The following is a 21,085-nucleotide window of genomic DNA, read 5'->3' on the forward strand; positions in this document are numbered from 1 at the left end:
GCGTGGAGCGGCTCTTCCCGGGAGAACCGGGAAGAGCCTTTCATCCTTATTCCTTGATGGACAGCCAGCGGGTGCGGTGGATGTCCTGAACGTTGTCGACGAAGCCCTCGATCTTGGGCGAGACGACGTTCTTGGAGACGTAGTAATAGATCGGAAGTGCGGCGGAATCGTCCAGCGCGAGCTGTTCGGCCTTCTTGAAGATTTCGGCGCGCTTCGTCAGATCGGTCTGAGCGTTGCCGTCCTTGATCAGCTTGTCATAGTCGGCATTCGACCAGCGGCCGTAGTTCATCTGAACGCCCGTGACGAGCAGGTTCAGGAAGTTGTCCGGATCGTTGTAGTCGGCGAGCCAGCCGGCACGTCCGATCTGCACTTCACCACGCTGCAGCTGGTCGTAGTGGACCTTCGTCTCAGCGTTGACGAGCTCAACATTCACGCCCAGCGGCTTCCACATGGAAGCGATCGCGACGGCGATACGCTTGTGGTTGTCGTTGGTGTTGTACTTGAGCTCGGTGGTCAGCGGATGATCCGGGCCGAAGCCGGCTTCCTTCAGAAGCTTCTTGGCTTCTTCAACCTTGTCCTTGTAAGGAAGGTCCTTCCACGAAACGTAGGCCGGTTCGCCGTAATTTGCCGTGCCCGGCGGAACCCAGGAGTAAGCCGGCAGTTCGCCGGTGCCGAGGATCTGCGGGCCGATGACTTCGCGGTTGATCGCCATCGAGAGAGCCTGACGGACGCGCTTGTCGTTGAAGGGCGGCTTGGTCGAGTTGATGACGTAGTAGTAGAGGCCGGAGAAGGGGGCGACATGCGCCTGGCCCGGCAGGTTCTTCTTCATCCACTCGTACTGGTCGGTCGGGAAGTCGGTGAGAATGTCGAATTCGCCGGCACGGTAACGCTTCAGCGCGGCTTCCTGATCCTCAAGCACGAAGAACTTCGCGCCGTCGATCTTGATATCCTTAGCACCGTAATACTGGTCGTTCTTGACGGTCGTGACGTGCGAACCGGGGACCCATTCGGTCGGCTTGTACGGACCGTTGGTGACGATGTTGCCAATCTTGACCCAATCCTGACCCTTGGCCTCGACGACATGCTTCGGCAGCGGATAGGCCGTGTAGTGCATCAGGGCGTTGATGAAATAAGGGGTCGGGTTTTCAAGGGTGATCTCGAGCGTCTTGTCATCGATTGCCTTGACGCCGAGCTCGTTCAGATCGGTGATCTCGCCCTTATTGATCTTCTCTGCGTTCTTGATGGTGAACTGCAGATAGGCGTAGTCGGCCGCATTTTTCGGATCGATGAGGCGCTGGAAGGCGAACACAAAGTCGCCGGCCGTTACCGGTTGGCCATCGGACCACTTGATGCCATCACGGAGCTTGAAAGTGTAGACCTTGCCATCAGGGGAAATGGTCCAGCTTTCAGCCTGGCCGGGAACCGGGTTGTCCTTGGCGTCTTCGGTGACGAGGCCTTCGAAGATGTCGCCGGCAATACGGTTTTCCCAGTCGCCGGAGAGTTTTTGCGGATCCAGCGAGGTGGGGTCGCCACCATTATGGATATTCAGCGTGGCCGCATGGGCCGAAAATGCGAGCAATGAGCCAACCATTGCAGACGCGAGAAATTTTTTCGTGAAAAAGGACATACTGGGTCCACCTTTCTAGGCTTTTCGCCTTTTCTTTAGTCATTTGTTCCCGATTTGACCTGTTACGTGCAGGTCAACGGCACCTTAACGCAAAGGTTTGGCGTTGCAACCCCTAAACCGGTGGGTAGCATTCGGGTGTGGACAAGCTTATAAGCGTCTCCCTTTTGTCCGATCGCGACCGTCCATCATTCAAGTCCAAATGCGCTATTGCGCTGTTGTTTTTTGCTTCGCCGCTTAAAGCGCGCCGCGATCTTTCAGATCCGCTTGCCACGCTTTAAGTCTTTGTTTTACGCATGTCGTTATCGCAAAACCGCTGCGCACTTTTGCGCGACATGCTTTAGTGTTGCGGGCGAAATGAAGCAGGAGGCGGTGGTCAATGGTGCTGCAGACAGGCGGGAATGCGGATTGGTGGCGCGGTGCGGTGATCTATCAGGTCTATCCGCGATCGTTTCAGGATACGAATGGCGACGGGCTCGGCGATCTCAAGGGGATAACCCGGCGCCTCTCCCATATCGCAAGCCTTGGCGTCGATGCCATCTGGCTCTCTCCCTTCTTCAAATCACCCATGGCCGACATGGGTTATGACGTCTCCGACTATTGCGACGTCGACCCGATTTTCGGCACGCTCGACGATTTCGACGCGATGATGGCAGAAGCTCACAGGCTCGGCATAAAGGTCATCATCGATCAGGTGATCTCTCATACGTCAGACCGGCATCCATGGTTCGTGGAAAGCCGTTCCAGCCGCACGAACGACAAGGCCGACTGGTATGTATGGGCCGACCCGAAGCCGGATGGGACAGCGCCGAACAACTGGCTGTCGATCTTCGGCGGCCCTGGCTGGGAATGGGACGGCGTGCGCCGGCAATATTACCAGCATAACTTCCTGACCTCGCAGCCCGACCTGAATTTTCACAGCAAGCCGGTTCAGGATGCGCTGCTGCAGACGGTGAAATTCTGGCTCGACCGCGGTGTGGACGGTTTTCGGCTGGATACGGTGAATTATTACTTCTGCGACAAGCAGCTCCGAGACAATCCGCCGCATGAGCCAGACCCGGATCAGCCCGGCCTCGATGCGCCCGACAGCAATCCCTATGGCATGCAGAACCACCTTTACGACAAGACGCAGCCGGAAAACCTGGAATTCCTCAAGCGCTTTCGGGCTTTGCTCGACCAATATGAGGGGCGCACGACCGTCGGTGAAGTCGGCGACGGTGCGCGCTCGCTGAAGACTGTTGCGGCCTATACGACCGGCGGCGACAAGCTGCATATGTGCTACACCTTCGACCTGCTTGGTCCGGACTTCACGGCAGATCATATCCGCGGCTGTGTCGAGAGTTTCCAGCGTATGGTGAAGGACGGCTGGGTCTGCTGGGCCTTCTCCAATCACGACGTCAACCGCCATGTCAGCCGTTTCGCGCTGACGGAAGAGGAGCGTCCGGTTATCGCCAAGCTGGCGATTTCGGTTCTGGCAGCACTTCGCGGTTCGATCTGCCTCTATCAGGGCGAGGAGCTGGGGCTGCCGGAGGCGGAGCTTGCCTTCGAAGACCTGCGCGACCCCTATGGCATCCGCTTCTGGCCGGCCTTCAAGGGCCGCGACGGGTGCCGCACGCCGATGCCATGGGAGGCTGGCAAGGCGCATGCCGGCTTCACCAGCGCGGAGAAGAGCTGGCTGCCGGTGCCCTACGAACAGGCGGCGCTTTCCGTGGATACCCAGGAAAACAATGACAGTTCCGTGCTGCACCATTACCGGCGCGCGCTGGAATTCCGCAAAAGCCAGCCGGTGTTGATCGACGGCAGCATGGAATTCGTCGGCACCAACCAGGAGCTGCTCGCCTTCGTCCGCGAGAAAGGCGGCGAGAAGCTGCTCTTCGTCTTCAACCTGACGCGCAAGCCCGCGGAGTTCCGTTTTCCAGCCGGCATGTCGCTCGGTGAACCCCTGGCGATGCCGGGGTTCAAGGCCGTTGCGCGCGATCATGCGGTGAAGCTCGACGCGCTCGACGCTTTCTGCGCCCGTATCAGCTGATCAGCGCGAAGCGATCGACGTCCACCATCCCCTTGTCCGAGATCTTCAAGTGGGGGATCACGGGCAGGGGCAGGAAGGCAACCTGCAGGAAGGGTTCTTCCAGCGTCGTGCCCAGCGCATAAGCCGCCTTGCGCAGATGATGCAGCGTGTCGCGCACCGCCTCATAGGGTTCCAGGCTCATCAGGCCGGCGACCGGCAGGGCAATCTCGCCCGTGACCTTGCCGTCTTCGACGACGACGAAGCCGCCCTTGATCTCGCCGAGACGATTGGCCGCAAGCGCCATGTCATCCTCGCTGACGCCGACGACGCAGATATTGTGGCTATCATGGCCGACTGTCGATGCGATGGCGCCTTTCTTCAATCCAAAACCCTGGACGAAGCCGTTCGCGTGATTGCCGTTCTTGCCATGACGCTCGATGACGGCGACCTTGATGATGTCATTCCCGAGGTCGACGGTGGTCTGGTTGCCACTGGCTGGCAGGCGGTAGCGACGATGCTCGGTGATGATCTTGCCGGGCATCACGCCGATGACGGGCGTTTCGCCTTCCGAGACGGGTACGCCGAAGTGGGCCGCATTGACCGGCCGCGCCTTGACGCTGTCTAGGCCGACAGGCGAGACGGGTTTGCGGGTGGCAAACAGCGCGTCGGTGACGTGGCGGCCGGCCGAGAAGACCATCTCCGCCCGGCAATTCTCCAGGCTGTCGACAACGACGAAGTCGGCCCTCCAGCCGGGGGCAACAAGGCCGCGGTCACGCAGACCGAAGGCGCGGGCGGCGGAGATCGAGGCGGCCCGGTAGATCGCCAGCGGCTCGACACCAGCAGCGATCGCCGTGCGGATCATGTAGTCGAGATGGCCCTGCTCGGCGATATCGAGCGGATTGCGGTCATCGGTGCAGAGCGCGAGGTATGACGAGAGGCGTTCGGTGATAATCGGCATCAGGGCGTGCAGGTCCTTGGAGACGGAGCCCTCGCGCACGAGGATATGCATGCCCTTGCGAATTTTCTCCAGCGCTTCGACAGCACTCGTGCATTCATGCTCGGTGCGAATGCCGGTGGAGAGATAGCCGTTGAGATCATTACCTGAGAGCAGCGGCGCATGCCCGTCGATATGACCTCCTTGGAAAGCATCGAGCTTTGCCATGCAGACGGGATCCTTGTGGATCACACCGGGGAAATTCATGAATTCGGCAAGGCCGATGACCTTGGGATGGTCGCGATAGGGCAGGAGGCTTTCGACCGGCAGATCGGCGCCTGATGTTTCCAGATGCGTGGCCGGCACGCAGGAGGAAAGCTGAACGCGGATATCCATGATCGTTTCGAGCGCTGAAGCGAGGAAGAATTCGATGCCTTCCTTACCAAGTACATTGGCGATCTCATGTGGGTCGCAGATCACGGTCGTCACGCCATAGGGCAGCACGCAGCGGTCGAACTCATGCGGTGTGACCAGCGAGGATTCGATATGCAGATGTGTGTCGATGAAGCCGGGAACGACGATCTTGCCGGAAATATCGATTTCGGTCTCACCGCTATAGTTGCCGCAGGTGCCGACGATGCGGTCGCCGCCGATGGCAATGTCCGACTGGACGAGTTCACCCGTCACGAGATCGAAGAAGCGTCCGCCTTTCAATACGATATCGGCCGGTATGCGACCCACACCCTGATCGATGAGACGTTCGAGCTTGGCGGTCATAACTATCCTCGCGATACAATCGATTCCGCGAGTTATAGCGCATCCGTCTGCGGATTGGATGCCCGCAAACGAAACCGGGCGCCAATGGCGCCCGATCGCGTGTCTCATTCGTTTCGATTACTCGGCAGCAACGATCTTGCCGCCTTCCCACTTGTAGAGCGAGAAGCTCTGCGAGGTGAGGTCGCCGGTTTCGCCGTAGGTGAGCTTGCCGATGACGGTCGAGATTTGTTCGCCACCCTTCAGGGCAGCAGCAACGGCTTCCGCATCCTCGGCACTACCGGCCTTCTCGATGCCGGCCTTCAGCACTTCGACGGCAGCATAGGCGTTGAGCGTGAAGGCTTCGGCCGGGATGTTCTTGGCGGCCAGTGCATCAGCAGCAGCCTTGGAGTCCGGGCTCTTGGTGGCGTCGGAGGCGTTGGTAAACAACGTGCCGGCTGCTGCATCCGTGCCGATCGACCAGAACTCGGTGTTGGAGAGGCCGTCGCCGCCGATGATCTGGGCGTTGACCGATAGGTCATGCAACTGGCGGGCAAGCAGGCCGCCTTCCGGGTGGTAGCCGCCGAAATAGACGAGATCGACCTTTTCGGCCTTGATACGGGTCGTGAGTGCGGAGAAGTCCTTGTCGCCGGGCGTAATGGAGTCGTTGATGACTTCGGTGACGCCGCCTGCGTTCAGTGTCGCCTTGAAGGCGTCGGCAAGGCCCTTACCGTAAGCGCCCTTGTCGTTGATGATGGCGACGCGCTTGTCCTTGAAGTGTTCCAGAGCATATTTGGCGGCGACTTCGGCCTGCTGGTCGTCACGGCCGCAGGTGCGCAGAACGTTGGTCAGGCCGCGCTTGGTGAGGTCAGGCGCGGTTGCCGTTGGCGTGACCATCAGCACGCCGTTTTCGGCCAGAACGTCGGAAACCGGGATTGCAACGCCGGAGGTGACCGGACCGACGACGAAGCGGATGCCGTCGGCGACAACCTTGTTTGCGGCGGAAACGCCCTGCTTCGGTTCGCCGGCGTCGTCTGCAAGCTCGAGCACGACCTTCTCACCGAGAATGCCGCCGCTCTTGTTGATTTCATCGACGGCGGTCTGCGCGCCGTTCTTTACCTGATCACCATAGGCTGCCACCGGACCGGTCAGCGGTGCGATGAGGCCGATGACGATATCCGCATGTGCGAGCGGCGCAAATGCCAGCGAGGCGACGAGCGTCGCCGTCAGAGTCTTCAGGGTCATGTTCTCTCTCCTTGGGTAGGGTCGTCTTCGACCACCGGTTGCTTGCCGCGAAAGCCGTTTCTTTTGTCAGCGATCCTTTTGGGAGCGTGCCAAGGACGAGGAAAAGCTGCGCGATCAATGAGCCCAGCGGCCATATTTGGCTCGCGCGGCGCATGGCAAGATTTCTAGGAATTTCGGTGAGATTCCGCAAGATGATAACAAGATCAGGTTCGTTTTCGCCAAATCTGGAAAGATTGCGCCCGATTTTTTGATTTTTCAGTCCATTTCCCGCAATTTTCGGTCTGCCTTGTCTCGACCATTCCTCGCACTTGCCGCGGCCGCATCGGGGCAGTCTAATCTGCGACCGTCAGACGATGTTTTTTGATCGCGTGCTTTCAGTCGTGCATGACTTGCAACCTTTGCAGAAAGTCGAGGCGAAGCTTCCCCGACAGAGCATATCGACGGCCGCGGATAAGCAGATATCCGGTAATGGCGCCGTTGACCACTGTTTTGGTTTTACTGTTTTAGCAAGTTAACAATTGATTCTAAGAATCCCAGTATACTACCATTCCCTAGTATATTGTTGCGGCGCAAAAAATATTCGATTTGTCGATACAGGCATATAGCGGGAACAGATATCTGGATGCTCAAGCGTATTGAAGCCAGGCAGGTGCGGACTGGGATGTTTATCGAGATGGTCGAGGGCATCTGGCACGATCCTCTTCTATCTCGGCGGCGGTTCTTACTGCGACGCGAGAGCGATACGCTGAAGCTTAACGAGTGCGCGGATGCGGGCGTCGTGATCAACACGACCAAGGGCCTCGATGTCAGGAACACCTCACGTAAGATCGAGGTCGACGTCAAGGCGGCGCGTGAGACCATTCAGAAATCCGTGGAGGTGCTGGAAAATGTCTTCGGTCGGCTGCAGGGCGGAGATGGGATCGCCGTCGATCAGGTCGAGCCGGTGATTTCCTCCGTTTCCAAATCGATGGATGACCACCCCGCCGTCTTCATCAGCGTTACCCGGCTGAAGTCCAAGGACGAAGTGACCTTTCTGCATTCCCTTTCGGTCAGTGCCTTGATGATCCTTTTCAGCCGCCATCTCGGACTGGATGAGGAAGTGGTGCAGACACTCGGCACGGCTGGGCTGTTGCACGACGTCGGCAAGCTCGAAATTCCGCTCGAAGTACTCAACAAGGAAGGGCGCCTGAACGAAGACGAGATCCAGTTGATCCGTGATCATCCGGAAAAAGGGCATGCGATCCTGTCGCGTCAGGAGGGCATGTCGGAAATCGTTCTCGACGTTTGCCTCAATCATCATGAACGGATCGACGGCAAGGGTTATCCGCGCAAGCTGTCCCACGGCGAGATCAGCCTTCACGCACGTCTTGCCGCGATTTGCGATGTCTATGACGCCGTTACTTCGGTGCGCCCCTACAAGGCTCCGTGGAGCGCGAAGGAGGCGCTGAGCTGGATGCTGGCCAATGAAGGGCATTTCGACCGCCGGCTCGTCAAAAAATTCGCCCTCTGCCTGTCGATCGCCTCCGTTTCCTGAGGGTATCTATTTCATCACATAAGGCCTGCGGGGATCTGATCCGCCGCAGGCCTTATGTCTTCGTGATCCGTGACTCCCCGAAAGCGCGCAGGATGAGGAAGCTGCTCTATTGATCAGCGAGCGCCTTTCCCAGGAAATCCGTGACCATGCTGGAAACCTGCTGGTGAATTGTTCCGCGATCCGCGCCAACACCATCCCGGCAGACGATGCTCTCCCCTGGCGCTTCCTTCTCGATCAGTTCGGCGGCGCCCGGTTTGCAGGGTTGCATGAAGCTGAAATGCAGCGATCCGGGGATAAGGCCGTAGGTGGTGGTCGCAGGCGGCAGATAGCGGGCAAGGTAACCGGAATCCTTGTTGGTGGCGGCTATGTCCGCCTCGGTTGCCGTGTCCGCATCGACATCCGCCGAGGCACCCAGCACCATGAGGGGGATATGGATTGCCGCAAGGCTCTCCGGTGTCAGCCCGCGGCCAGGTCCGAGATCGAGTGTCGCGACGGCACGAATCCTCGCATCACCGAGATCCGCGGCCATCGCCGCATTGGAGGCCGCATCGCGCCCGATGCCGAGCGCCTCGAATATTTTGCAATAGATCGGGCTGAATTCAGCCACGCAATTCGTCGTCACCTTGGCTGCATCGAAGCGGCCGCCCGCCAGTTCGACGACCGTCCAGCCGCCGAGCGAATGGCCGATGGCGGCAATCCGATCGGATGCCACGCCGCCCGTCAGATCGGGATTGTCGAGCAGAGCATCGATCGTGCGGCTGAGGTCGCCGGGGCGCTTCCACAGTTCGACGGTATCGGGCTTTCGCATGTCGAATGTGGTCGTGCCGGGATGATCGGGTGCGGCGACGACATAGCCTGCGTCAACGAGGTCGGCCGCAAGCCAGGCGAGGTTGCGCCAGCTGCCGCCATAACCATGGGAGAGGACGACCAGCGGATGCGGGCCGGCTATGGGTTCGGCATCCTTGATTACAGGTTGGCCGATGAAGGCCGGTGTTTCGCCGAGAAGGACCGGTGTGGCGTCAGACGCGGTCGGATACCAGATGCTGACATGCATCGGGCGATCGGCGTTTTTGCCGGGCAGGGTGGTTTGGCGGAAACCGGTTCCGGCATGTGCTGCCGATACCAGCAGCAGGAGCAGAGGGAGGACAAAGGCAAGTCTTGGCATGGGATCTCCATTGGGTTGATTTGCCCTGTCTGGAGGAAATCCCTGAGGCTGGAGACCGATAACGCGATTGAGGTCGCCGATATCAAAAGAAAGGGCGAGGCCGGAGCCTCGCCCTTGAATTCACTTGGGACGATTGAGCTCAGATGTTGTTCTGCAGGATCGTACGCAGCTTGCCGAAGAGTTCGTCGATGTGCTTCTTCTCGATGATCAGCGGCGGGGAGAGCGCGATGATGTCGCCTGTCGTGCGGATCAGCAGGCCGCTTTCGTAAGCCTTGAGGAAGGCCGTGAAGGCGCGTTTGGTCGGCTCACCGGCGATCGGGTCGAGTTCGATGGCGCCGATAAGGCCGGTATTTCTGATGTCGATGACGTTGGGGCAATCCTTCAGCGAATGCAGCGCATCAGCCCAGTAGTCCGAGAGTTCGGCTGCACGGGTCAGCAGGCCCTCTTCCTTGTAGGTGTCGAGCGTTGCAAGTGCTGCGGCCGAGGCGATCGGGTTACCGGAATAGGTATAGCCATGGAAGAACTCGATCATGTGCTCGGGGCCATTCATGAAGGCATCATGGATTTCCGAGGTCACAAAGACCGCGCCCATCGGGATGACGCCGTTGGTCAAGCCCTTGGCGGTGGTGATGATATCGGGCTTCACATCGTAGTATTGAGCAGCGAAGGGTGCGCCCAGGCGGCCGAAGCCGGTGATGACTTCGTCGAAGATCAGCAGGATGCCGTGCTTGGTGCAGATCTCGCGCAGCTTCTGCAGATAGCCCTTTGGCGGAATGAGAACGCCGGTGGAGCCAGCGACCGGTTCGACGATCACGGCGGCGATCGTGGACGCGTCATGCAGGGTAACGATGCGCTCGAGTTCGGTGGCGATATCGCCGCCATGCTCGGGTTCGCCGCGGGTGAAGTTGTTCTTGCCGGGCAGGTGGGTGTGCGGCATGTGGTCGACGCCGGTCAGCAGGGTACCGAACATCTTGCGGTTGGTGACGATGCCGCCGACCGAGATGCCTCCAAAGTTGACGCCATGATAGCCACGCTCGCGGCCGATCAGGCGGAAGCGTGAGCCGTTGCCCTTCACGCGGTGATAGGCGAGCGCCACCTTGAGCGCCGTTTCCACCGATTTAGAACCGGAATTGGTGAAGAGGACGTGGTCCAATCCTTCCGGCGCGATGTCGACCAGGCGGTTGGCGAGCTCGAAAGCCTTGGGATGGCCGAGCTGAAAGGCCGGGGCGTAATCGAGTTCGCCGGCCTGTTCGCTGATCGCCTCGGTGATCTTCGGACGGCAATGTCCGGCATTCACGCACCAGAGGCCAGCCGTACCGTCCAGAACCTGACGCCCGTCATGGGTCTGGTAGTACATATCCTTGGCGCTCACGAAGAGGCGCGGTTCCTTCTTGAACTGACGGTTTGCGGTAAAGGGCATCCAAAAGGCGCGAAGGTCGTTTGGCGTTGCATTCAGGCGGTTGGACATGCTGTTCTCCTGGCCGTTGGGGAGGCCGTTCCCGTTCAAGGCTTGGCGCCGTTTATTTTTACTGCCCGGTCAAATTATCAGCGCCCGGCAAGGCGTCAAGCCGAAGAAGCGCCGCTGTCTGCCGTTGCCGGACACTTCGGGCGTCATCAATCCTTCGCCCGGCATTGCTACAAAAATCGATGGCCGCAATGGCCGAGGGCATTTCATCCATTTCCTTGAAATTCAACCGTTTTTACCGGAGGTAGTCATGACGGACCGCCAGAAAACCAGACCGCGTCCCAATCCGCGGCGTGCATTTGCGCCGAGCTACGGCACCATTCTCGAAGAAGGCGTTCGTCGCCGTACCGTTCTCAAGGGCTTCATCGCAGCCATGGGGGCAGCCGCTTTTGCGCCGGCGCTCGAAGCAACGAGGGCGGAAGCCGCCGAGTCGACCCTTACTTTCCCCGAACTGAAGCGCGTGCGTGACACCGCCGACCATTGGCCTGATGGTTACGAGCGCCAGATCCTCATTCGCTGGGGCGACGCTCTCTTCACCGACAGCCCGGAATTCGATGTCGCCAAGCTCAATGGCAAGGCTGCCGAGCGCCAGTTCGGCTATAACAACGACTTCACGCAGTTCCTGCCGCTGCCCTGGGGCGAAAAGAGCTCCGATCACGGCCTGATGGTCGTCAGCCATGAATATGCGACGCCCTTTCTGATGTTCCCGGGCCTGATGGCGGACGATTACCGCGAGAAGATGACCGAGGATCAGATCCGCGCCGTCATGGCTGCTGTCGGCATATCCGTTTTCGAAGTGCGCAAGGATGGCAATCAGTGGCAGGTGGTCAAGGACGGCAAGTATAACCGCCGCATCCACATGAGCACGGAGATCGGCATTTCCGGCCCGGCTGCCGGCGACGACCGGCTCAAGACCAAGGCCGATCCGACCGGCACGGTTGTCTTCGGCACGATCTCGAACTGCAATGGCGGCATCACACCCTGGGGCACGATGCTCTCAGGCGAAGAAGGCGCGATGGATGTTTTTGCCGGCGACTATACCAAGTTGCCGAACCAGGAACTGGTCGAGCGCCAGGGCTGGGACGAGGATGAGAACGACATCTATTCCGTCAGCCGCGTCGAGCCGCGTTTCAAGTTCGAGGAAGAGCCGAACGAATGGATGCGTTTCGACTGGGTGGTGGAAATCGATCCGTTCGATCCGACGGCAAAGCCGGTCAAGCGCACTTCGCTCGGCCGCATGACGCATGAAGGCGCGCAATGTTGCGTCGCGCCTGACGGCCGCGTCGTGGTCTTCATGGGCGATGACGACGATTTCGAATATATCTACCGCTTCGTCACCCGCGATCCGTGGAACCCCAACGATCGCGCCGCCAACAAGGATCTGCTCGATCACGGCACCCTGTCTGTCGCCAAGTTCGAAAGCGACGGCACGATGCGCTGGATCCCGCTCGTTGCTGGCGAAGGCCCGTTGACGGCGGAAGCCGGCTTCAAGACGCAGGCAGACGTGGTTCTCGCCACCCGCACTGCCGCCGACCTCGTTGGTGCGACGCCAATGGACGGGCCGGAGGGCTTCATCCCGCATCTCGGCACCGGCAAGCTCTATGTGGCCATGACCGAAAACGAGGATCGCCTGCCGAAGGGCCAGGGTGACGACGAGAAGGAACAGGTCAACGTTGCCAATCCACGTGGCCCCAATCCGCATGGGCATCTGCTGGAGCTTGTAACGCCAGGCGGTCCTGACAAGCCCGATTACGCCGCTGAGAGCTTCAAGTGGGACGTCTTCGTGCTCTGCGGCGATCCGGCCAAGCCCGAAGACCAGGCGATGTTCCATCCAGCGACCACCTCGGCCGGCTGGTTCACCGACCCCGATAACCTTGCCGTGGATCCAGCAGGCCGCCTTTGGGTGACCACCGACGGCCCGCCGCCGGAAGGCATCGCCGATTCCGTCTATGTAATGGATACGGAGGGTTCGGGCCGCGCTTTGCCGAAGCTCATCTATATCGCGCCTGTCGGTTCGGAGACCTGCTCGCCGACCTTTACCTCGGACGGCTCCAGCGTCTTCCTCTCGGTCCAGCATCCGGGCGAATTGCGCATGGCCGATAACGAGGATGCGACCTCAATGGAAGATGCCGGCACTAACTGGCCGGACTTCAAGCCGGGTGTGCCGGCGCGTCCGTCGCTCGTCGTGCTGACGCGCGCTAGCAACGGAGTGGTGGGCAGCTAACCTGTCGTTCTGACACAGACGGGACCGGCAATTCTTGCGAATTGCCGGTCCCAAAGGTTTTACGTGCTGAAAATCGTTAAGCGGCGCCCGCGGAAGCATTTCCCTGGAACGCTGCTCAGACTGACATCATGTCAGCGCTGACATCAGGCTGCAGACCTGCTCCGGTTCTGAGCCACGTAGATATCCTCCAGCGTCGCGAGGATCTTCATGACCGGCTCGGAGTTGCTGGAATAGTAGATCGTCTGTGCATCACGACGGGTCTTGACCAGCTTCTGAGCGCGCAATTTCGACAGATGCTGGGAGAGGGCCGACTGGCTCAGGCCGACCTGGGTGGCGAGAACGCCGACAGGCACTTCTCCCTTTACCAGGCTGGTGAGGATCAGCAAACGCTTGGGGTTGGCCATGGCCGATAATAAAGCTGCCGCCACATTGGTGTGCTCGGCCAAATCAGAGGTTTCCATATTTTTTCTTCCTAATGCGAAACGTACATCATCCGTACAGGCACAGGCCGTCAGACGGTTCTTTGACTGACAGCGAAAACTAGCAATTGGGCTCGAAGATTGTATATACCTAAATTTAAGGTATCAGGTATGCTATTTTAGATATGTTTGAACAAATGTGATCTAAGTCCTCAGCGGGTATGTCGAACTCGCAACGCATCAATAAGTCACCTGAAATCATATCAAAACCTTCGGAATCGACCCCACATATGCGCCAGGGACCCGCTTCAGGTGCCTTCAGCCTGGATGTCAGCGCTAACATGAGGTCCGGATGGCGCGCTACTAAATCTTGCACTGCGGCGTCAGCTTTTTCAGCGATGTGATCATTTGCCTCGGAGTGAATCACGAGATCGCTGCCGTCCAAAATGTAAGCACGGCCGAATCCGCCATTAAGGCTGGCCGATTGCGGGATGAGCCGGAAGAAACGGAAATCCGGGAAATCGATATAGAGTTTCGCCTTGGCGTGACGGTTGAGGAAACGAGCGCGGATGCGCGCGTGGAGAGGCGTATCCCGCTCCACCTGTTCCGCACGGCATTGGGTCGTCAGGCGGGCATGGGCAAGCGGATCGCCCTTGCCGGGCTCGCCGGTCAGGAGCGAGGCCCTGGCATCGGCAGCGAGCGCTTTCGTGTGGGTCGAGAGCGCGGAAACGAGAATGACCGGCACGCCGTCTATGTCGGTGCCGAGGAGAACCCGGCTTGCGAAGGGAAAGCCGGTTTCGGGATCGAGAACGGCGAGGGCAGCATAGCGGGCGGAGCGCAAGAGAGTGCGCGCCAGCTTACGGGCCTCGTCGTCGGTTTCGCGGAGCGTAGAAGACTGTTCTTTCATATCCGCGTTGTCGCAAAGCGGAGTGAAAGGATCAAGTCTAAAGCGTGTCGCGATCTCCAGGATTTGCTTGCCACGCTTTAGGTTTTTGTTTTCGCATGTCGTTACCGCAAAACCGCTGCACACTTTTGCGCGACATGCTTTATTCCTTCCGCTTGTGCCGTGTAAGGCCGGTGACGACATCCTGCGCCGAGATCGTGCCGACGATCTGGCCGTTGTCGACCACGCCGATACTGCCGGGCTGCCGGGAGAGGGCATCGAGGATATCGACAAGCGGCGTCGTGGGGCGGGCGGTGGCGCTGACCGACATGCCGATTGCTGCGTCGCCAAGCCCAGGCTGCATGATGTCAGAGGCCATCAGCATGTTGATCGGATTCATGTTCTGCACGAAGTCGGCGACATATTGATCGGCCGGGTTCTTGACGATCTCCTGTGGCGTTCCGCACTGGATGATGCGTCCGCCCTCCATGATGGCGATGCGATTGCCGATGCGGAAGGCCTCGTCGAGATCGTGGCTGACGAAGAGGATGGTCTTCTTCAGCCGCCGCTGGAATTCCAGCAACTCGTCCTGCAGGCGCGTACGGATCAGCGGATCGAGCGCGGAGAACGGCTCGTCCATGAGGAGGATCGGCGCGCCGGTGGCGAATGCACGGGCAAGGCCGACGCGCTGCTGCATGCCGCCGGAGAGCTCGTTGACCTTGCGGTCCGCCCATTTCGTCAGGTTGACGAGTTCGAGCTGCTCGCCGACCCGGCTCTTGCGCTCGGCTTCCCGCACGCCCGAGAGCTCAAGGCCGAAACCGACATTCTCGGCAACGGTGCGCCAAGGCAGGAGAGCGAACTGCTGGAACACCATAGAGACCGTATGCGTGCGCAGGTCGCGCAGCGCCTTGGCACTGCATTTGTAGGGGTTTACCGACCCCGTTGCCGTCGAAACGGCGACGTCGCCGCGCACGACGGGCGCAAGCCCGTTGACGGCACGCAGGAGCGTCGACTTGCCGGAACCCGATAGGCCCATCAGCACGAGGATTTCGCCTTCCTCGATGGTCAGCGAGGCATTGGCGACGCCGAGAACGAGGCCGGTCTCGGCGCCGATCTCGTCACGTGAGCGACCCTGGTCGACCATGGCGAGTTCGATTTCCGGCCGGTCGCCGAAGATGATGTTGACGTCTCTGAAACTGACCGCGGTCATGCGCCGTCTCCTTCGCCTGCGGTGCGGAACATGCGGTCCAGAATGATTGCCAGGATGACGATACAGAAACCGGCCTCAAAACCCTTGGCGATGTTGACGGTGTTCAAGGCACGCACGACCGGTACGCCGAGACCGGGAGCGCCAACGAGGGCGGCGATCACGACCATCGAGAGGGAGAGCATGATGGTCTGTGTCAGGCCGGCCATGATCTGCGGTGTTGCAAAGGGCAGTTCGACCTTGCGCAGAACCTGGATCGGCGTCGCGCCGAAGGCGACGGCGGCTTCGACGAGGGAAGGGGGCGTCGAGATAATGCCGAGGCGGGTAAGGCGGATGGGGGCGGGGATGGCGAAGATGACGGTTGCGATCAGGCCCGGCACCATGCCGAGGCCGAAAAGGATAAGTGCTGGAATCAGATAGACGAAGGTCGGAATGGTCTGCATGAGGTCCAGAACGGGCCGCATCGCGGCATAGATCCAGGCGCGGCGGGCAGCCGCAATGCCGAGCGGAATGCCGATCACCATGCTGACGAAGGTCGCGGCGAGTACGAGCGCCAGCGTTTCCGTCGTCTCCTTCCAGTAGCCCTGGTTCATGATGAGCAGCAGCCCAAGACAGGTGAAGACCGCCACTGTTATCGATCGGCGCAGCCACCAGGCGATGAGGCTTATGGCGAGGACGGCGACCAGCGGATTGGGCGTCTGCAGCACGAAAAGCAAGGCATTGATGACATGGGACAGCAGCGCGGAGAGTTGGTTGAAGAACCATTCGCCGTTTGTCGTCAGCCAGTCAACGAAGGACTTGGCCCAGGGGCCAATGGGAATTTTAGCGTCGGTGATCCAATTCACGAGGCGCGCCTGTCTTTTGAGAACGAAGATCGGGATGAAAACGAAAACGGGGCGGCAGATCCGCCCCGTTCATTTCATCAGAGGCCGAGGCCTGACTTGACGGCTGCGAGGCCATCGCTGCTGCCATCGCGCGTCTTGACGCCGGCAAGCCAGGGTTCGACCGTGGACGGATTGGCCTTCAGCCATTCGCCCGCTGCCTTTTCCGGATCTTCGCCGTCGTTCAGGATCTTGTTCATGATCTCGTTCTCCATTGTCAGGGAGAACTTCAGATTCTTGACCAACGTCCCGACGTTCGGGCACTCATCTAGATAGCCGGCACGCACGTTGGTGTAGACTTCGGCGCCGCCGAAATTCGGTCCGAAGGTGTCGTCGCCACCCGACAGATAGGTCATCTTGAAGTTGGTGTTCATCGGATGCGGTTCCCAGCCGAGGAAGACGATCGGCTTGCCTTCCTTCTCGGCGCGGGCGACCTGTGCCAGCATGCCCTGCTCGGAGGATTCGACCAGTTCCATCTCCTTCATGCCGAAGGTGTTCTTGTCGATCATGTCGATGACGTGGCGGTTGCCGTCATTGCCGGGCTCGATGCCATAGATCTTGCCGTCGAGATCGCTCTTGTGAGCGGCGATGTCCTTGAAGTCCTTGATGCCGAGTTCGGCGCCCTTGGCATTGGTCGCCAGCGTATACTTGGCGCCGACGAGGTTCGGACCGTAGGACTCGACCGACTTGTCGTCGAGGTAGGGCTGGATATCTGCCTTCTGGGACTGCATCCAGTTGCCGAGGAAGACGTCGATGTCCTTGTTCTTCATCGAGGTATAGGTGACCGGCAAGGAGAGAACCTTGATGTCGGTCTCATAGCCGAGCTTCTTGAGGAGCAGGGAGGCGGTCGCCGTAGTAGAAGTGACGTCCGTCCAGCCGATGTCCGAAAGATGGACGGTGGAGCAGCTTTCAGGGTCTGCGGAGAAGGCGGCGGTCGCAACGGAGAGAGCTGCGACGGCAGTTGCGGTAATGAGTTTGAATGCGCTTGTTGTTTTCATTTTAGACTCCCAGTCTTACGTTCCCAAGCCAACCATCAATAGACCAGTTTTACAAGCGATCTCGGCGCGTTTGCGGCGTTCCGGACTATATGATTGCGACGCCCCAGCGTTTTTTGGGAAGGCTTGAATTTCAAGGCTTTTGGCGATTTCGCCGCCAAGATTTCCTGTGATTATCGATTTGTCGGGGCTTTTCTTTGCGTTCTCCAGCTTTCAAGAAGCCAGACAAGGAGAATCCGATGGCAAAACTCTATTTCAACTACTCGACGATGAATGCCGGCAAGTCGACCATGCTGCTGCAGGCCTCCTACAATTACCAGGAGCGCGGCATGCGCACGGTTCTGTTGATCGCGGCCTTCGACGATCGGGTGGGGCGCGGCATCATCGGTTCGCGTATCGGGCTCGAAGCGGAGGCCATCCCCTTCGAAAGCGACAGCGATCTCTATGCGCTGGTCCGGAAACTCAGCGGTGAAGGACAGGCGATCTCCTGCGTCTTCGTCGATGAAGCGCATTTCATGACGCGCGATCATATCTGGCAGCTTGCCCGCGTCGTCGACAGGCTCGGCATTCCCGTGATGGTCTACGGCCTGAGGACGGATTTCCAGGGCAAGCTCTTCCCGGCCTCGCAGGAGCTGCTGGCGATTGCCGACGAGATGAGGGAGGTGCGTACCATCTGCCATTGCGGGCGCAAGGCCACCATGGTCGTGCGGCTCGATGCCGAGGGCAAGGTGCTGCACGAAGGCGCACAGATCGATGTCGGCGGGAACGAGAAATATGTTTCATTGTGTCGTCGCCATTGGGATGATGCAATGAACGGCGAATGGATTGCCGAGCCGGTCTGAACGGATCGACGCCTGTTTTCTTTAGCGCGGCAAGTGAATAGTCTGGAAGACGGAGATTCCATGGGAGTGCCCGGTGCGCAAGAGCCCGCCCTTCGATAGCCAGTATCATGCTGCCCGTGACCTTGCCGAGGCCATGGCCGGCGAAGCCGACTATTGCGCCGCCTGCATCACAAGTTTCGATGGTGACGAGTCGCGCTCATCCGACGAGATTTTCCTGGAGCAGAATGCGCGCTTCCAGGCCTTCTTAAACGACAGTGCCACGCTCGATGTGCTGCTTGCGGAACTCGTCTTCTCCCTGGACCGGCTGACGGCCAAGGTTTCGGCCGATCTCGACAGTTTTCGCGGGCTGACGCGCCGCGAAAAAATGGCCGGATGGTTTTCCCGGCAGCGCATGTGGCGCATGCATAGCGCGCGGGTGCGCGAGGCGCCGGTCGTGGAACAACTACTCGATCTTCTAGCGAAATCCGATCTGCTGGCGACGCTGCTTAAAGGCCAGAGGCTGTCCCTTGTCGCGCGTCACAAGAGCGCCGAATTGAGCCTCATCGACATTGTCGAGCACCGGCGGCGGCTCGTCGACGAGATCGACATTGCACGGATGCGGATGAAGGAGCTCAACGCCAAGGCATTGAACACGCAGGGGCGCATCGGGGTCTATGGCAACAAGGCGCACTGGGAGCAGATGGAGGCGGAGCGCCTAGCGTTAAAGGCGGAGGCCGAGCGCATTTCCGTCGAGGAACATGCGATGCGCGACGAGAGCCAGCGACGCGAACGCTTCATCGGCATGTTCCAGGCCTTCGTCGACAGGCTGAATGGCCGTATCGCCGGCTGCAACGTGCTCGTCCGCAAGCTTTCGGTCGATACCGAGGAGCGGCTCATCATCTATCAGGCGCAGGTCGATACCGACCGTCCGGGCATGAAGGTGAGGATCAAGCCGGAGCTTTTCCCGAATATTGCCGCATCTATTGCGCTTTTCGAAAAGGGCATGCTGGTGCCTCAGGATCTGGTCCAGCGAAAGAGCCGTGCAGATCAGGAATTTGCCCGGAAATTTCCCGCCTATGCCGAGGAGCCCTCGGAGGCGCCGCTGATCGATGTGGTGCGAAAATCTCCCATATTCAGCCTCGGATTCCTCCGTTCGCTGCGCTCCTAACGGGGCGGCGAGGGAAGGCGTATCCGATCTGTCGCGTCTGGCTCGCACTCCGTTGGCCGAAATATCCTTGTCTGTTGTTGTACTTGGGCGATCGAGCGCATATGTGGATGGAAAGGATATCCCTGTTTTCGCCGCCTGACAGGAGACGACGATGCTCGACCGGATTGCCGGTTTTTTCAGACTGATCGGCCAGACGATCAGCCGCTGGGTTCGCCTTTTTGCCGCCTGGGCGATCTGGCCATTCATGGCCGCGCACGGATGGTATGCGCGGCGGACCTGGATGATCCGGCTGCCGATCATCGCGTTTCTCGCACTTCTCGTCGTCCTTTACGGCTATTTCATCTGGCAGACGCAGGCCTGGTCGAATTTCAATACGAACTTCGTCGATCAATATCGCCTTTCGGATCGCAAGGTGCCGGCAGGACAGGAAATTCGGGCGGCCGACGGAACTGCTGCCAAGACCTGCCAGCGCTCGGCGATCGTCGATGTCGCGGCCGATCTGACGGATTTCAACGTCAACCAGAATGCCTGGATATCGTCGATGGTGCTCTACAAGATGGGCCTGTTCGGCATCGATTGGGATCACACGCCCTTCCTGGACAACAAGGCATCCTTCCAGCGCGGCATCAACCAGGCGGTCCGGCGAACTTCGGCGGAGCTTGTTGATACGCTCGGGCGCGTGCGAGGCACGTCCGGCATCAACAACGATCTGCAGAGCGCGCGCGGCAATCTGCAGTTCGATGAACACAGCTGGTATTTCGGGCTCGATCCCTTCGGACTGAAGACGCCGACGCCTGCCTATTATCGCACGGCCATCAAAGACTTGCGCAAGTTCAACACTGATCTCGCCGCCTGCAACGCAGTTTTCGACGGTCGCGCGGACAACCTGATGCAGTTCATCGACCGCATCGCCAACGATCTCGGCAGCACCTCCGACATGCTGGCGGAGCGCTCGGAAAACCATAATCGCGGCTGGTTTGACACGCGGGCGGACGATCGATTCTGGTTCGCCTATGGCCAGCTATACGCTTATTACGCGATTCTGACGGCCGCGCAGTCGGACTTCTCTCAGGTTGTGGCAGAACGGAACCTCGGAGCAATCTGGGCGGGCACGACCAAACAGTTTCAGGCAGCACTTCGCATCCAGCCGGCAATCATTTCCAACGGACGGGAGGATGGCTGGATCATGCCGAGCCATCTCGCCACGATGGGCTTTTATATGCTGAGAGTGCGGTCGAACCTGGTTGAAATCCGCTCGGTGCTGGACCGTTAAGCCGGAGTGCCGCCGTCCTCGAAGCCGAGGATGCGCAGCTTCTCGACGAATTCATAGGTGATACCGACGATACCGCCGCCGCTGGCGTCGTCGCGGAATTTGCCGACGGAGCGCACCATCTTGTAGCCGCCGAGCCCGTTGTCGACGCGATAGACATAGTGGAAGCCGACCCGGTAGAGGCTTGCCTGCTCGAAGGTTTCGGCAATCAGCAGCCGGTCTTCCGCATGGATGCGCGACATGAGTTCGGTCAGGTTGACCGGACCTTCGCTGTAAGGAAGATCGAAGATCTGGTGTACGTCTTCGCTGGCGAAGAAATGCCCGGTCTCGAGGTTCATCCGCCAGAAGCCGAAGAGGCGGTAGGCAGCGAACATGGTCAGCGCTTCTGCATCGGTAATTCCGATGTGGGCACGGGATTGCAGCCGATGTTCGACGGCTGACTGTTCGAAACGAAGAGGCACGGTTTCCCCCTAATTCGGGATGGCGCGC

Annotated in this window: 17 protein-coding genes; 6 read left to right on the top strand and 11 right to left on the bottom strand. The window is 59.5% G+C overall.

Translation table 11 applies throughout. The features are described 5' to 3' along the window. Nucleotides 1-46: 46 nt before the first annotated feature. Complete coding sequence (locus tag ACR9ZQ_RS08200; protein ID WP_037100156.1) at nt 47-1,627, bottom strand: peptide ABC transporter substrate-binding protein; 1,581 nt, start codon at nt 1,625-1,627, stop codon at nt 47-49. A 376-nt stretch (nt 1,628-2,003) separates the two neighbouring features. On the opposite strand from ACR9ZQ_RS08200, the gene bglA reads away from it, so the two are divergent. Next, nucleotides 2,004-3,653 (top strand): beta-galactosidase BglA, encoded by a 1,650-nt coding sequence (gene bglA / locus ACR9ZQ_RS08205; protein ID WP_481427512.1) that lies wholly within the window; start codon nt 2,004-2,006, stop codon nt 3,651-3,653. Here bglA and ade read toward each other — a convergent pair. Together ade and ACR9ZQ_RS08215 are read right to left on the bottom strand one after the other, a co-directional pair. Further along, nucleotides 3,646-5,343, bottom strand: a complete 1,698-nt coding sequence (ade, locus tag ACR9ZQ_RS08210; RefSeq protein WP_481427513.1) for an adenine deaminase — start codon at nt 5,341-5,343, stop codon at nt 3,646-3,648. The genes bglA and ade overlap by 8 nt on opposite strands. Before the next feature lie 117 nt (nt 5,344-5,460). After that, entirely contained in the window at nt 5,461-6,564 is a 1,104-nt protein-coding gene (locus ACR9ZQ_RS08215; RefSeq protein ID WP_481427514.1) for a branched-chain amino acid ABC transporter substrate-binding protein, read from the bottom strand. 622 nt (nt 6,565-7,186) lie between these two features. Here ACR9ZQ_RS08215 and ACR9ZQ_RS08220 point away from each other — a divergent pair. Further along, nucleotides 7,187-8,098 carry an HD-GYP domain-containing protein gene (locus tag ACR9ZQ_RS08220; RefSeq protein WP_310386844.1) on the top strand — a complete coding sequence of 304 codons (912 nt, stop codon included), beginning with the start codon at nt 7,187-7,189 and terminating at the stop codon, nt 8,096-8,098. Nucleotides 8,099-8,204: 106 nt separating this feature from the next. Here ACR9ZQ_RS08220 and ACR9ZQ_RS08225 read toward each other — a convergent pair whose 3' ends face one another. Next, nucleotides 8,205-9,263, bottom strand: a complete 1,059-nt coding sequence (locus tag ACR9ZQ_RS08225; RefSeq protein WP_481427515.1) for an alpha/beta hydrolase family protein — start codon at nt 9,261-9,263, stop codon at nt 8,205-8,207. A gap of 139 nt (nt 9,264-9,402) precedes the next feature. Further along, nucleotides 9,403-10,731, bottom strand: coding sequence for an omega-aminotransferase AptA (gene aptA / locus ACR9ZQ_RS08230; protein ID WP_481427516.1), 1,329 nt, complete (start codon nt 10,729-10,731; stop codon nt 9,403-9,405). Between the two features lie 247 nt (nt 10,732-10,978). Between aptA and ACR9ZQ_RS08235 the strand changes: the two genes are divergently transcribed. Continuing rightward, a complete protein-coding gene (locus ACR9ZQ_RS08235) occupies nt 10,979-12,952 on the top strand; it encodes a PhoX family protein (RefSeq protein WP_481427517.1) in 1,974 nt (657 codons plus the stop codon). Between the two features lie 143 nt (nt 12,953-13,095). Here the strand turns inward: ACR9ZQ_RS08235 and ACR9ZQ_RS08240 are convergent, their stop codons facing one another. The 5 genes from ACR9ZQ_RS08240 to ACR9ZQ_RS08260 all read right to left on the bottom strand — a co-directional run bounded on the left by ACR9ZQ_RS08240 (nt 13,096) and on the right by ACR9ZQ_RS08260 (nt 17,340). After that, nucleotides 13,096-13,413 (bottom strand): ArsR/SmtB family transcription factor, encoded by a 318-nt coding sequence (locus tag ACR9ZQ_RS08240; protein ID WP_007824533.1) that lies wholly within the window; start codon nt 13,411-13,413, stop codon nt 13,096-13,098. Between the two features lie 115 nt (nt 13,414-13,528). Further along, entirely contained in the window at nt 13,529-14,278 is a 750-nt protein-coding gene (locus ACR9ZQ_RS08245) for a HugZ family pyridoxamine 5'-phosphate oxidase (protein ID WP_481427518.1), read from the bottom strand. Nucleotides 14,279-14,417: 139 nt separating this feature from the next. After that, nucleotides 14,418-15,464 carry a choline ABC transporter ATP-binding protein gene (choV, locus tag ACR9ZQ_RS08250; protein ID WP_481427519.1) on the bottom strand — a complete coding sequence of 349 codons (1,047 nt, stop codon included), beginning with the start codon at nt 15,462-15,464 and terminating at the stop codon, nt 14,418-14,420. After that, a complete protein-coding gene (gene choW, locus ACR9ZQ_RS08255) occupies nt 15,461-16,306 on the bottom strand; it encodes a choline ABC transporter permease subunit (RefSeq protein WP_481427520.1) in 846 nt (281 codons plus the stop codon). Before choW ends, choV begins: the two co-directional genes overlap by 4 nt. A 77-nt stretch (nt 16,307-16,383) precedes the next feature. Next, entirely contained in the window at nt 16,384-17,340 is a 957-nt protein-coding gene (locus ACR9ZQ_RS08260; RefSeq protein WP_481427521.1) for a choline ABC transporter substrate-binding protein, read from the bottom strand. Between the two features lie 236 nt (nt 17,341-17,576). On the opposite strand from ACR9ZQ_RS08260, the gene ACR9ZQ_RS08265 reads away from it, so the two are divergent. From ACR9ZQ_RS08265 to ACR9ZQ_RS08275, 3 genes are all read left to right on the top strand, one after another. Beyond that, nucleotides 17,577-18,179, top strand: coding sequence for a thymidine kinase (locus tag ACR9ZQ_RS08265; RefSeq protein ID WP_481427522.1), 603 nt, complete (start codon nt 17,577-17,579; stop codon nt 18,177-18,179). A gap of 73 nt (nt 18,180-18,252) precedes the next feature. Further along, the gene (locus ACR9ZQ_RS08270) at nt 18,253-19,326 is read left to right on the top strand and encodes a hypothetical protein (RefSeq protein ID WP_481427523.1); all 1,074 of its coding nucleotides are present in this window, start codon (nt 18,253-18,255) and stop codon (nt 19,324-19,326) included. Between the two features lie 151 nt (nt 19,327-19,477). After that, complete coding sequence (locus ACR9ZQ_RS08275; RefSeq protein WP_481427524.1) at nt 19,478-20,599, top strand: DUF2333 family protein; 1,122 nt, start codon at nt 19,478-19,480, stop codon at nt 20,597-20,599. Here ACR9ZQ_RS08275 and ACR9ZQ_RS08280 read toward each other — a convergent pair. Further along, complete coding sequence (locus ACR9ZQ_RS08280) at nt 20,596-21,057, bottom strand: PAS domain-containing protein (RefSeq protein WP_113321981.1); 462 nt, start codon at nt 21,055-21,057, stop codon at nt 20,596-20,598. The genes ACR9ZQ_RS08275 and ACR9ZQ_RS08280 overlap by 4 nt on opposite strands. Between the last annotated feature and the right edge of the window lie 28 nt (nt 21,058-21,085).

Source organism: Rhizobium sp. KNZ14-9A, assembly GCF_056755015.1.

What these genes read in the sequence shown, in the direction of transcription:
- ACR9ZQ_RS08200 (WP_037100156.1), bottom strand. Translation starts at nt 1,627, where the DNA reads ATGTCCTTTTTCACGAAAAAATTTCTCGCGTCTGCAATGGTTGGCTCA.
- bglA (WP_481427512.1), top strand. Translation starts at nt 2,004, where the DNA reads ATGGTGCTGCAGACAGGCGGGAATGCGGATTGGTGGCGCGGTGCGGTG.
- ade (WP_481427513.1), bottom strand. Translation starts at nt 5,343, where the DNA reads ATGACCGCCAAGCTCGAACGTCTCATCGATCAGGGTGTGGGTCGCATA.
- ACR9ZQ_RS08215 (WP_481427514.1), bottom strand. Translation starts at nt 6,564, where the DNA reads ATGACCCTGAAGACTCTGACGGCGACGCTCGTCGCCTCGCTGGCATTT.
- ACR9ZQ_RS08220 (WP_310386844.1), top strand. Translation starts at nt 7,187, where the DNA reads ATGCTCAAGCGTATTGAAGCCAGGCAGGTGCGGACTGGGATGTTTATC.
- ACR9ZQ_RS08225 (WP_481427515.1), bottom strand. Translation starts at nt 9,263, where the DNA reads ATGCCAAGACTTGCCTTTGTCCTCCCTCTGCTCCTGCTGCTGGTATCG.
- aptA (WP_481427516.1), bottom strand. Translation starts at nt 10,731, where the DNA reads ATGTCCAACCGCCTGAATGCAACGCCAAACGACCTTCGCGCCTTTTGG.
- ACR9ZQ_RS08235 (WP_481427517.1), top strand. Translation starts at nt 10,979, where the DNA reads ATGACGGACCGCCAGAAAACCAGACCGCGTCCCAATCCGCGGCGTGCA.
- ACR9ZQ_RS08240 (WP_007824533.1), bottom strand. Translation starts at nt 13,413, where the DNA reads ATGGAAACCTCTGATTTGGCCGAGCACACCAATGTGGCGGCAGCTTTA.
- ACR9ZQ_RS08245 (WP_481427518.1), bottom strand. Translation starts at nt 14,278, where the DNA reads ATGAAAGAACAGTCTTCTACGCTCCGCGAAACCGACGACGAGGCCCGT.
- choV (WP_481427519.1), bottom strand. Translation starts at nt 15,464, where the DNA reads ATGACCGCGGTCAGTTTCAGAGACGTCAACATCATCTTCGGCGACCGG.
- ACR9ZQ_RS08260 (WP_481427521.1), bottom strand. Translation starts at nt 17,340, where the DNA reads ATGAAAACAACAAGCGCATTCAAACTCATTACCGCAACTGCCGTCGCA.
- ACR9ZQ_RS08265 (WP_481427522.1), top strand. Translation starts at nt 17,577, where the DNA reads ATGGCAAAACTCTATTTCAACTACTCGACGATGAATGCCGGCAAGTCG.
- ACR9ZQ_RS08275 (WP_481427524.1), top strand. Translation starts at nt 19,478, where the DNA reads ATGCTCGACCGGATTGCCGGTTTTTTCAGACTGATCGGCCAGACGATC.